The sequence below is a fragment of the Magnetococcus sp. PR-3 genome, from assembly GCF_036689865.1.
Taxonomy (GTDB): Bacteria; Pseudomonadota; Magnetococcia; order Magnetococcales; family Magnetococcaceae; genus Magnetococcus.
On record NZ_JBAHUQ010000008.1, the window covers coordinates 157,788 to 170,616 of the forward strand.

Below are 12,829 nucleotides of genomic sequence, written 5' to 3' on the forward strand. Positions count from 1 at the left end.
CCGTTTCCGTTTATCCATCAAACTGCCCAAACAGACATGCAGACAGAGCGTTTGAAAAGGACGACCCACACAAAAAAGGGAGTCAGCCTAGAGCCACCCCCCATTATTCAACGACCAAGGGGTGATACCCTGATGCCTGCCCCCCTTCAGACAGAACATGTACCACATCAGCATCCAAGCATTGTTATATCTACAGTTGCGGGGGAGGATGCCATGATCCCCCCTATTTCGCAAGATTATTTAGAAACAAAAACCCCGAAAAGGTCGCTTCTAGGACCTTTTCGGGGCTCTTTTTTGTAACGCATCAGTACAAAATTTTACAATTTCGAACCGAACCAATCCTCTCTACGAAAGATCAGCTCGCAGTCTCAAGATCTTTCAAAATAGATTCTGTCTGAGCGAGGCGAAAACTTTTCACTTCGTTACCACACAGCTTGGAACGAATGTTATCCGTTTGAACCTGCTCTAGGCGCTGATTGAAAATAGGGCGCTCTTGCTCATTGCGATAGGACTCTTCAAGATTCGTCAGCTTTTGAGCCAACTCCTCTTTATGAGCAGGTTTGTGGGTACGCACAAACTCATCAAGAAAGCGCATTTTGTCTAAGCTGTAACTACGCTTAGCCACAAATAACGACAACAACTCCTTGAGCAGGTCAACTTGCTCCTGCCCCTGCCAATGGGGCATACGCAACAGGGCCAACACCTCTAGGGTATCATTCCCATCACTTGAAAGGTTTTCCAACTGAGCTTTAATCTCTGCATCTACCTGGTTACAGGGATAAAGCAGCTTAACATGACGCTCAATAGCATCCTCAGGAACCGTCATATCCACAACGCGATCCCCAAAAGAGACCTGACACAGTGGCTTCTCTTCAGTGAGGTCCTTGATCAACTGCAGCCAAGCGGCTTGATCTACACCGGCAGGCTCCAACCCACTCTCGCTATGCTTGCGATCTTCAAGTGTTGGGGTAAACAGAGGAGAAAGCGCATATTCTTGCTCCCACAACTCCATATTATCCAACCGCTCAGGCAATAACAGATCCAGCGGATCATCCACTCCTTCCAGGGTACCAATGTCTGCAGCATGCTTGGCAGAAAGCATTCTGGGGCGCGTAATATTATCTCTTAAAACCGCTTTGTAGACTTCGGTCATCTTCCTTCTCCTCATACACGCATATACGATTTAGTTGATCCAAATCAGGACACACGCGGTCTTCTTTCTTTTGTGAAAAAAAAGCACCACAAGCATGTGGTGCTTTTTAATCATTGGGAGTGGAAAAGCACAACAAAAGTTCCGCTTACCCACCCCCTTTTTTCAACCGCTATCTGCGATTATTTTTTAGCCTTTTTGGCCGCACGCTCAGCTTCCCAGTCGGCATTGTTCACACCGGCTAGATCCTGCAGCTGACGCCAGTTCTCCAGACGCTCCTGCATAGAGATATGCAGAACATCAGAGGCTTTTCCATCTTTGTCAAAATGCTTCTGGAAACGACCTTCAGTCTTCGCAAAGGAGATGAAGTCTACCTTCTCTTCGCCCTCTTTGGTCTTTTTGTGGTGCCAGTCACGCTTCACTGAAGGGTTACCTTGCAGTGACATACGCTCCGCCATGGTCTCACCGGCCTCAGGGTCGTAAGAGAAGATGGGGAATGCACGGGACTCTACAGCCAGCAACGCTTGGGTGTAGGAGAGATCGTCAGCTACCTGGTGCTCAGGCTGACAGGTGGTGTAGACGTTGATCAGTGCAGGACCATCATACTCAAGCGCACGCTCTACACACTTATAGAAGTGTGTCGTCATAGGACCAACAGTCTGGGCCACATAGACGTTGGGGTGCATCATGGCGATCTGACCGATCTCCTTACGACGCTCCATCTTACCAGGAATGGCCTTACCGTGGACAGACATCTTAGCTTCCTGACCAATGTAAGTTGCCGTCGAGGCTTGACCACCAGTGTTGGAGTAGACCTGAGTATCCAGAACCAGTGCCTTGATGTTCATACCAGAGGTCAACATACGGGACAGAGCCTGGAAGCCGATGTCCAACATGGCGCCGTCACCACCGAAGGCCCACAGTACGTGGTCTTCCTTACCGGTGCGGTTCCAATGCTCACGGATCCCCATCGCCACAGTCGGTGCGTTTTCGAACAAAGAGTTCATCCAAGGCACACGGTAGGGGTTGTAGGGGTAGGTAGAACCGTACACAGTTTGACAACCGGTCGCCGCGGTGATGCCATACTTATGGCCCACCTTCTCATGGGTCATCGCCAGCAGCTGACGGATAACCGAAGCTTCACCACAACCCATGCAGGAACCTGCGCCACCCACATACTGGTTGGCTTCATCCTTAAGCATGATGTCAATCTTCAGCTTAGGATTGATGTACTCCTTCGGCGTATCAGGGGTGGTCTTGAAGAAGTCCCACATCGCGAAGTAGTTAGGCAGGTTATCTTTGGTCTTTTTGATCATCTTCAGAGCATCGTGCTCGCCACAGGCAATCACACACTCACCACAACCCTTACACTTGGTAGGATCGATGAAGATACCAAACTCAGCACCACCAGGGGCACTGGCATCTTTGGCTTTTTTCTTCTCGTAGGTTTTCCAGAACTTGGTGGTCTGAACCATCTGTGCCTTCAGCAGGTCACGGGTGGCATCATCTTCAGCCTTGGCCAGTTCAGCTTCCAAGGTCTCTGGTGTCATGACTCGACCCCAGATAGAAGAGTCTGGACAGTTCTGTACACACTCCATACAGGCAACACAGTTATCTGCAATAAACTCGGGCAGATCTGGTGCAATGTAAGAGAAGTCACGGAAGGAACCAGTCGCCGCAGGGACAGCAGATTGACCCACAAAAGCATCCGCTGGCTGGCTGGAACCTTTACCAGTACCATAAGCGTTTACAATCTCTTTGGCACGATCGATATCGTACCACTGAGGGGTATTCTCGGTATAGATCTTAGCTTGACTCATTATATCCTCCAGACGCCACTTCGGCGTCAATGTTCACTTGCTTCGGAAAAGGGATCGTAGCCTTAGATGAAGAACGCGTTAACGTCTTTACCTTTGGCATCCCACTCTTCCTTGCCCTTGGCCAGTTCTTCTGCGGAGGTGGCGTCCATAATTTCATCGGTCACTTCCATGACACGATCAAAGCCACGCTTCACGGCATCCAGGTTATCGTCTACAACCTTCTGACCACGCTTACCGAAGTACTTATCCAGAGGCTTACGCACCTGCTCAAACAGTGCCTTGTCATCCATACCAGCATTCTTCTGGAAAGGAGTCACCCGCAGGAAGACACCCAACAGAACCACACCCTGGAAGCGCTGAATCAAGGAAGAGTCAGAGAGGCAAGACTCACGGGCGATGTCGATGGTATCCACACCGTAGAACTTCACCTTATGCTCTTTCATGAAGTACTTAGCGTAGGAAGGTAGAGAATCCCACAGCGCCTGAGCATTGGGCTCATCGGTGTGCTGGAAGACAATACCACCATCAGACAGACCAACCAGAGGGTTGCCCATGAACCACGTGGTGGGATCCATCAGAGGCACAAAGTCCACCTGACGCAGCTCACAGTGGCTGAGGATCTTACCGGTAGGCGTTACGGTCAGATAAGTATTGGTGGGTAGACCCTTTTTCTCGGAACCGTACTTAGGCGCAGCCTGTACACGAAAGCCGAAGATGTCACCCAACATTGTTGCGATAACCTTGTTGGTGGTGACCGAACCGAAACCACCGACAGAGTGTGCACGAACCGAGAAGGAACCTTCGGGACGTACATCGGGCTCGTCCTCAGGATCCAGAGCGGTTTCATGCTCAATACCCAGGGAGAAGAAGCGCTTGCCCTCTTTACCCAGAGTCATATTGGTCAACACCGCCAGGATGTGACCAGGAGTTACGTCACGGGAACCCAGACCAGCGGTACCACTGAAGACGTAAGGAATGTTCTCTACAGCATCAAAGCCCTCGATACCCATAACCGCTTTGGCCAGTGAAGCCTCGATATCGGTGGTCAGAGGGTTGTCAACCATAGTGGGGACGTCACAACGCTCAAGAATGGAGACGGCCTTACAGTTCTTGATGGCACGTACAACCTGCTTGGCTGGGAAAGGACGATAGCAGGTGATGTTAACCACACCCAGCTTCAGACCGCGGGAACGGGCCAGTTCGATAACAGACATGGCGGTTTCAGCGGTGGTACCCATGGCGATAACGGCATAATCCGCATCTTCCATACTTACTTCTTCAATGAGGCTGTACTTACGCCCGGTGAGCTTATAGAACTCTTCCATGGCGTTTTCGATGTGGCCTTCCAGCTCATCGTAGTACTTACGGGCAGCAATCTTACCCTGCATATAGGCATCCTGGTTCTGCACAACACCGGTCTGCAGAGGTGCCTCAGGATCAAACAGATTGCGCATACGATCACGGGGATTACCCAGGTATTCGCGAATCAGGTCATCCTCAGGATAGTTGAGGTTCTCAATGGTATGAGAAATCAGGAAGCCGTCCTGAACGTTCATCATCGGTGTGAACGAATCTTCTGAAGCGCGACGGGCAATCAGGCACAGGTCAGCAGAAGCCTGTACACTGTGGGCAAACAAAATACCCCAGTTACAGTCTGCTACAGCCATAACATCATCATGACCGGCGTGCACGTTCAGACCCTGGTGGGTCAGCGCACGAGCCGCTACGTTCAATACGTGGGGCAAACGCTTACCAGCGATGGTGAACAGAACCTCTTTCATCAGGACCAGACCCTGACCTGAGGTAAAGTTGGTCACACGACCACCGGCCAAGGCATAGCCTTCGCAAGCAGAAGCGGAGGAGTGTTCAGACTCCAGCTCCATCCAGGCTAAATCATTGCCCCAAACGTTTTTAAAGCCGTTAGCCACTGCCACCTGGAAATTCTGTCCCATGATGGTGGATGAAGTGATGGGGTAAGCGGCTGCACCGTCTGTGGCGCGAGTTTCCACATAAGCAATGGCATCGGAACCATCACCTGTGCCGGGGATACCCGGATAGGGAAACGCCTGTTGGTCATCTGCTTTCAAGGTAGCCATACCAAGAACTCTCCGTTGTCTGCTTTGGGTTAGCGCAAACTGCGCATCCCCCCTCATATCAGCCGATCGCTTTGCGGACATACACTGTCTCTAATAGCATTTCGGCGTCTTAATCTTTGAAGGTGTGCATTGTAGCCAATTCATTTCGAAAAAGCATGATATCTTTCTACGAAATGAGTGAAGACGCACCCCTCCCTACATATAGCTTGTTTAAACAAGCCTTTAAACCACACCTCTACGCCCCTGAAGGGCCTGAAAAAGTGTGGATTCATCTAGATATTCCAGCTCTCCCCCCATGGGCATACCATAGGCTAGGCGACTGATCTGCACTGCATGTGCTTGTGCGATCTGAGCAATATAGTGCGCGGTGGCCTCACCTGAGACGGTTGGGTTGGTCGCAATGATCATCTCTTTGAGATCATCTCCACCCAGTCGCTTCTCGAGACTTTCCAGGTTAAGTGCATCTGGACCAACACCATCCATTGGGCTTAAGCGACCACCCAAGACATGATAAAGCCCCTTGTATGCACCTGCACGCTCCATGGCCAGCACATCGACCGGCTCTTCAACCACACAGATTAGGCTCACATCTCGTTTGTGATCCATACAGATACTGCATAACTCATCTTCCGCCAAGTTATGACAAACGCTGCAGAACCCAATCCGCTGGCTGAGCTCAATCAGCCCCTCCCCCAGTCGCTTGGCCTCTTGCCCCTGATCTTTCAGGAGATGATAAACCATGCGCTGAGCACTTTTACGCCCAACCCCTGGCAAACGAGCGAACAACTCAATAGCCCGCTCCAGGGTGGGTAGACCGGTACTCATCTCGATTAAAACAGCCCAGGAATATTCATTCCGCCCGTTACTTTGGACATCTTCTCCTGAGTGATCTGAGCCATACGAGCTTGGGCATCGTTAAAAGCAGCGACCATCAGATCTTCCAGCATCTCCATATCCTCTGGGTCAACCGCTTTAGGGTCAATTTTCACCCCTTCAACCGTTTGCTTGCCATTGATGGTCACTTCAACCATACCGCCACCGGCTTGTCCGGTTACTGTCAGTAGAGCAAGCTCTTCTTGCATCTGCGCCATTTTGGCTTGCATCTGCTTGGCCTGCTTCATCATGTTTCCCATGTTTCCGAAACCCTTCACGGAATCACCCTTTACGCTGGTTGGGCTGTCTACCACTTACTTGCGTTAACCCATCTGTGACAGATGCATTAAGCAGGAGGTTGGAGCACAGCCAATGGAAATCGTTCCCGGATTGAGAGAGATTGTTACTTTTGCACCGCAAAAATGTCAAGTCAAACCGGTTCGACATGGATAATTTTAGCATCAAAGACCCGCTCAACCTCTTGAATTAACGGATCTTGTGCCACCTCATTTTCCAAGGCATTTTGATAAGCATCCTTGGCTTTTTTCTGTTTTTCAGCCTCTGTATCCGGCCGATCACCATCTGCACTTTTGCTGAATTTCACCACACCATTGGAAAAATTCAGACTTCCCAGCAGATCCATTAAGCTCTTATGGACCCGACTTGGCTCCCCAGCAAAAGCGTGAGCAATCATTACCTCCATACGAGGTGGATCGTCTGCCCCTAGGCCACCTTCATAGCTAAGTATGCTCAGGTGACTTTCCATTTTTTGAGCCAGCAGGGGCATTTTTATACGTGCCGCTTCAATCAGTAACTCCCAACTGTTTAACTGGCTGGGTAACGGCTCTGAGACCTGACCAGCAGGCTCCTCTGTCATGGGAGGGGCTGGTGGTAAATCCGGCTCAGGCTCGGCAGAATGGATGACTGGGGGTGCTTCTTGTACCACAGGGGTTATTTTTTTCTGCCCTTCCCCCTGGGCTTTAGGCTTTTTTACAGGTGGCGACTCCTCTTGAGCAGCTACTTCAGGACCTGCTTGCCGCTGCAGAGATTCAACCAACTGCTTTAAAGGGGGGACGGCACGCAAGTGGGCGGCCCGCAATAGGAGCATCTCCAAAGCTTGCCGTGGTTCACGGGCAATGTGTAGATCTTCCCGCCCTCGCAGAAGAACCTGATAAATCATCTGTAAATGTTCACGACTGAGCTTTGGCCAAATAGAGGATAAACCTTCAAGCTCAGAAAGGGCTTGGGCCACATCCTCAGGACCAACCGTCATCTCACGGGTCGCCATATGGGTCACGGCCAACAGATCATCGACCAGAACCAAAGGCTCAACCCCATCCCGATGAAACAGCGCAGCCCGCTCTAACATCTCTAGAGAGCGGCCACCACATAAATCTGTAAACAGACCAACCACGGCCTGGCGATCGGTCAACCCCAACAAACTGCTCACATGGGCATGCTCAATACTTCCCCCACCATGGGCAATGGCCTGATCCAGTAAAGATAGCGCATCCCGCACAGAACCATCGGCCGCATGACTAATGGCAGAGAGTCCCTGCTGGTCATGGGTAATTTCTTCAGCATCGAGAACATGCGCCAAATAGCGGGAAAGAGCCTCGCGATCAAGACGGCGCAGATCATAGCGCTGACAGCGACTCAGAATGGTGGGGAGAATTTTACGCACTTCGGTGGTTGCGAAGATAAACTTCACATGTTCAGGGGGTTCTTCCAACGTTTTGAGCAAAGCGTTAAAAGAGGAGGTACTGAGCATATGAACTTCGTCGAGAATATAGATCTTATAGCGGCTCAGGGTCGGGGCATAGGCCACACCATCGAGCAACTCCCGCATTTGATCGACTTTAGTACGGGATGCCGCATCCACCTCAAACACATCAGGGTGCTCACCACGAACAATGGCAAGGCAGCTATCACAGGAACCGCAAGGTTCGGCCGTGACACCACTGGTGCAGTTAAGACACATGGAGACAAGACGGGAGAGTGTGGTCTTACCGATGCCACGAATACCGGTAAAGAGAAAAGCATGGGGAATACGGCCCTGCTCCAGTGCATGACGGAGCGCCTGGACCGCGTGCTCTTGACCAATCAGATCTTCAAAACGGCGAGGCCGCCACTTACGTGCCAGTACAACGTAGGAAGACATGACACCCAATAGGTAGGGAAAACGATACGCCCAGTCATAGAACAACAGATTCTATAACTGGGCAGATCAGGGAGGGCGGCTCCGATCAAACGAAATGCGGCACACAAAAGGTCCCGTTACCGTTGCTTCCTTCCGGACCTGGCGGAGTTCGCGGGTTTTCGTTGCGCATGGCCTGACCATCAGCGCCGCCCATAAAAGGGGCCGGTCTTAATCCGCCCATATCGCAGACAAAAAACCGTTCAAACAGGATTTCGTCCTCTGCGCCGACTTCCCAACAGGGGCGTCGCAGAAACGAAGATAATTTCGAAAGAGAATAAACTTTTAGCCCATATCCATGTTGCTGTCAAAGTATCATCGTAAAAAAGCACAACATAGCTTCCAACACTAGGATCCCACATCTCAAGCTATTACACCAGAAAAGCTTATACAAACAAGCTAAGCACGCTTTTTCTTCCAACGGCTGCCCATCATGGCCTCTTCCAATTCCAACCACTGAGGTTGACTATGCTGATCGGATAAAATCACCTCAATGCGACTGTCCCGCCAATACGCGATGGAATCGTTCACTGTTAACGCTTGCCCCACACGGTCAATAAGAATACGCCGTCCGGGCCCCACCCTAAAAAGCCCCTTAAGACGAACAACCTGATCTAAACCAGGCAACTTACCTTCAAACAACTCCATCAATTTATATTCATGAAAACGCTCTTCCACATGGAAGATCCAACCACCCCCAATATGGTCAAAGCCTTTATTTTCAAAAAACACGGGTTGATCTAATTGAGGTTCGCTGGGTTTGGAGGTTTTATGATGATGATGCGCATGATGGTGAGATGTGTGCCCTACCTGCTGCAGCAGGTAATTATCCAGACGGTTTTCAATGTGTAAATCCAACCACTCTGGACTTAACGCCCCATGTTCAACCTTACCAACCACCTCTTTGGGTGGAAACAGATCTGCGGCCCACTGTTTAAAGCCGTGATAGGCCGTATCATCTAACCGATCCCCTTTGGCTGCTAACAGCACATCAGAGATCGCCACTTGATCAATAAAGGTTTTTCGCTGGGTGATTTGTGGATCAGCCAACATGGCGGCATCGACCAGACATAACACCGTCTTTAGAGAGAGCTTGTCTTTATATTTACCCTCGGTAATAGCCTCGATAACACCACCAGGATGCCCCAAGCCTGTGGGCTCAATAAGTATTCGATCAGGTTTAACCTGTTCCAAAAGCTCACCTAAGGCAGCTTCCATATCCGAACCCAAGGTGCAGCAAATACATCCACCTGCCAGTTCTTTAACCGCAAGCCCCCCACCTTGAAGCGCACCACCATCAATCGGTACATCACCAAACTCATTCACCAGAACAGCCCAGCGCGCCCCTTGTGGGCTTTGCGTTAAAAGATGTCGGATTGCGGTACTCTTACCAACACCCAAATAGCCGGTGATAATATTAACAGGGGTTAACATACAGCACATTACTCTTAATGAGGTTATGGAATGCTCTAACGATCGATCACTGTTCGGGCATACCCAGTTTTTTAAGCACAGTGGCTAAAGGGCAGAACCCGGTAATACCGCTTTGGAAGAGGTTAATACCCACAAATATGGTCAAGACAACCCAGTTAGCGTGGATGTAATGGGTTAATAAAACACTAAGCAACACCATAAACCCGGCTACAATGGGAATCATTCTTGTAATTGTCATATCACTTTCAAGTGGTCAGAAAACCACTCCTCCGATTTAAAAAAAATGGGCACGAAAACCGAACATGCCATAAATGTCACGACAGGTAATCAAAAAAACAACACGACACGTGTGTACGATACCTTTGATAACAGCTGAACAGCTTTTATTTTCACTGCTCTAAACGCACAAATCAGGCATATATTCACGAATCTAGATTTATCACAAAAACAGACAAATATTCATAAAGATAATGTATGAACAAACAATTTTATACGGTTATTGAAATGCGGCATTATAAATTCTTGTTTTCATTATTGAGTTAAGGCAAACTGAGATTTTTCTATATCACTTCCTGCGGGAGGCGCAGATGAACCGCATTAAAAAGGTCGATGTGGCCACGGGCATTACATGGGTAGAGATCCCTGAAGCGGAGCTTTATATCCTGTGTGGATGCCCTGCGGACAGCGTAAAACACCTTATGCGTCGAGGGCTTATTGTACCCTTGGAAGATAATGGTGTGCGCTTTGAGTCAGGACCAAACACCATTCTATTATCTGATATCATGCTACAGAACGGCCAGTTTTCGAATATGGCCGAATTTCCAGTTCTACAAATGCTCTATCGACAGGGCATGATCATACCTAATCATCCGCGCAATACAGGGGCCCAACCCCTTATTCTCGGATCTAAAGAACAGGTTGACGCGCAAAAACGCTATATCTATCGGGGCAACTATGGCTTGGTTAATGAAGAAGAGCTATGCCAAGCAGGTTTGACAGAAGCGCAAGCTCGCGAAATGATGCGGATGAAGTTGAAGTTTGCCTTTGGAGCCATCAAAGAGACCGATGCCTTTATTGAAAGCCGCACCATCTCTGATGAAGCGGTGGAAGTACGCAATGGTGTAAAGATCCGGCGTAGAGCGCTCAATGTCTTTGAGATCACCTTTGCTGGTGAGTCGGTTACCGTTGACCTTAACCTTTCAACCCATGAACAGTATGAACCGCCCTATCCTCTTGGTCAGCACCATATCAAGCGGGACTATTTTGGGGTTGTACATAGTGGTGATGGTGATGGCTGGGACCCCAACCGACCTTGCATGAGCAGCATCCTCATGTATCAAGGGCGTATCTATTTGGTGGATGCAGGACCCAACATTGAACGATCACTGATCTCTTTAGGGATTGGCCTTAATGAGATTGAAGGCATCTTCCATACCCACTCTCATGATGACCATTTTGCCGGGCTGGCCTCATTAATCCGCGCAGACCGCCGCATTAAATACTTTGCCACCCCATTGGTTCGCCACTCGGTGGTCAAAAAATTGTGTGCGTTACTCTCCATTGATGAATCAAACTTTGCCCACTATTTTGAGATTCATGATCTCGAATTTGACAAGTGGAACGGCATTGATGGGCTCGAGGTTATGCCTCTATTCTCCCCCCACCCAGTTGAAAATAATCTCTTTGTATTCAGAACCCTGTGGGAAGATGGCTACCGGACATTCTCTCATTACGCCGATACCATCTCTTTTGATGTGCTCGATGGTATGGTAACAGAGGATGAAACCTCAGTAGGGGTAAGCCCCGTGTTTGCTGAACGGGTTAAAGCAGACTACTTACGGCATGCGGATCTTAAAAAAATAGATATCGGCGGCGGTATGATCCACGGTAATGCCATCGATTTTGAAGAAGACACCTCTTCTAAAATGCTGCTGTGCCATACCGCACGCACCTTGGATGCTAAAGAGCGTCAAATTGGTAGTGGTGCACCCTTTGGTACCGTCGATACGCTTATTCCAACCTATCAGGACTACACTTTGCGGCTTGCTTGGGAGTTCTTAAGCATTCACCTGCCTAAAGCACCAACCCATGCGATTCGCATGCTGCTAAACAGCCGTATCAAGGTTTTCAATCCTGAGAGCATTATGCTCAAGGTGGGGCAAGTTCCTACAGATCTCTATCTTATTCTAACGGGTACGGTTGAGACCCTAACCCAAGATACAGGGCACCGCAGTCACGTCTATGCAGGCACCCTGATCGGTGAGCGTTCCGGTTTTTCTCAAATTCCGTCCAGTCGAACCTACCGAGCTGCAAGTTTTGTACAGGCTTTACGCATTCCAACAACCCTCTACAGAGAGTTTATCTCCAGCCATAACATGGTGGAAGATATTGAGCGGTTAAGAGATTTCAGGGAGTTTTTGGATAGCACCACCCTGTTTAATGATGGTATTTCACACGCAACACGTAACCACATTGCTCAAGATCTACAGATCAACACCTATCGAGCGGGTCATATTTTTAAACATGATGAGCTCACCTGCCTGTTCTTAATACGTCATGGTCGGGTTAATCGCTATTTTGGTGATGAACTCATCGAGGAACTTGGCAATGGCAGCTTTTTTGGTGAAGAAGTTGCGATATTCCAAGCCAAGAGTGTCTTTAAAATGGTTACCCAATCTGAGGTTGAACTCTATTGTATTCCGGGTGATCGCCTTGAAGATATTCCGATTGTTCGCTGGAAGCTCTATGAGGTGTTTGAAAGGCAGATGCAGAACATTACCCGCGGGGGCAAGGACTCCATGCTGGTTTTTGACCCCAGTGATACATCCTCTATGGGTTTGAAGGATCTGGATGCCCAACACCACCGGCTGCTAGAGCTGGCCGGGCGCTTTATTCATGCCATGCAGGAACAGGATGAAGTGAATGCACGTACGACCTTGGATGCCTTAATCGCCTACACACACTTCCATTTCTATTCTGAAGAAGCCATGTTGGCGAGCATGAACTTCCCTGAACTGGAAACCCACAGGGCGCAACACAAAGAGATGCTTGAAGAGATCCACGCTTTACAAAAAAAGCTAGAAACAACCAACTATCAAGATGGTGAACGGGTCTTTAGTTTCTTTAAAGAGTGGCTTATGGGGCACATTGATTCTGAAGATCAAAAATTTTCGGACCATGTTAAACTACCTGAAGAGCCTCAGTCCTAAACAGAGCACTCGACTTCCCCTGCTTAACAAATGCAGTTGATAGATAACAA

General features: G+C 49.2%; 9 protein-coding genes and 1 other RNA gene. 1 reads left to right on the forward strand and 9 read right to left on the reverse strand.

All coding sequences use genetic code 11. The annotated features are described in order from the left end of the window. Positions 1-355 precede the first annotated feature (355 nt). From V5T57_RS07080 to V5T57_RS07120, 9 genes are all read right to left on the reverse strand, one after another. Positions 356-1,153 (reverse strand): hypothetical protein, encoded by a 798-nt coding sequence (locus V5T57_RS07080; RefSeq protein ID WP_332890480.1) that lies wholly within the window; start codon positions 1,151-1,153, stop codon positions 356-358. Between the two features lie 179 nt (positions 1,154-1,332). Next, a complete protein-coding gene (locus V5T57_RS07085) occupies positions 1,333-2,970 on the reverse strand; it encodes a thiamine pyrophosphate-dependent enzyme (RefSeq protein ID WP_332890481.1) in 1,638 nt (545 codons plus the stop codon). A 62-nt stretch (positions 2,971-3,032) separates the two neighbouring features. Next, positions 3,033-5,066, reverse strand: a complete 2,034-nt coding sequence (locus tag V5T57_RS07090) for a 2-oxoacid:acceptor oxidoreductase family protein (protein WP_332890482.1) — start codon at positions 5,064-5,066, stop codon at positions 3,033-3,035. Between the two features lie 222 nt (positions 5,067-5,288). Further along, the gene (recR, locus tag V5T57_RS07095; RefSeq protein WP_332890483.1) at positions 5,289-5,891 is read right to left on the reverse strand and encodes a recombination mediator RecR; all 603 of its coding nucleotides are present in this window, start codon (positions 5,889-5,891) and stop codon (positions 5,289-5,291) included. Between the two features lie 5 nt (positions 5,892-5,896). After that, positions 5,897-6,199: a YbaB/EbfC family nucleoid-associated protein gene (locus tag V5T57_RS07100; protein WP_332890484.1), complete on the reverse strand. Its 303-nt coding sequence runs from the start codon at positions 6,197-6,199 to the stop codon at positions 5,897-5,899. Positions 6,200-6,369: 170 nt separating this feature from the next. Further along, positions 6,370-8,100 carry a DNA polymerase III subunit gamma/tau gene (dnaX, locus tag V5T57_RS07105; RefSeq protein WP_332890485.1) on the reverse strand — a complete coding sequence of 577 codons (1,731 nt, stop codon included), beginning with the start codon at positions 8,098-8,100 and terminating at the stop codon, positions 6,370-6,372. 80 nt (positions 8,101-8,180) lie between these two features. After that, an RNA gene (gene ffs / locus V5T57_RS07110) (signal recognition particle sRNA small type) lies at positions 8,181-8,278 on the reverse strand. 257 nt (positions 8,279-8,535) lie between these two features. Continuing rightward, on the reverse strand, positions 8,536-9,570 hold the full coding sequence (locus V5T57_RS07115; RefSeq protein WP_332890486.1) for a CobW family GTP-binding protein: 1,035 nt from the start codon (positions 9,568-9,570) through the stop codon (positions 8,536-8,538). Positions 9,571-9,616: 46 nt separating this feature from the next. Continuing rightward, complete coding sequence (locus V5T57_RS07120) at positions 9,617-9,808, reverse strand: YgaP family membrane protein (RefSeq protein ID WP_332890487.1); 192 nt, start codon at positions 9,806-9,808, stop codon at positions 9,617-9,619. A 349-nt stretch (positions 9,809-10,157) separates the two neighbouring features. Here V5T57_RS07120 and V5T57_RS07125 point away from each other — a divergent pair, with 349 nt between their 5' ends. Then, positions 10,158-12,779: a bacteriohemerythrin gene (locus V5T57_RS07125; protein WP_332890488.1), complete on the forward strand. Its 2,622-nt coding sequence runs from the start codon at positions 10,158-10,160 to the stop codon at positions 12,777-12,779. Positions 12,780-12,829: the final 50 nt, after the last annotated feature.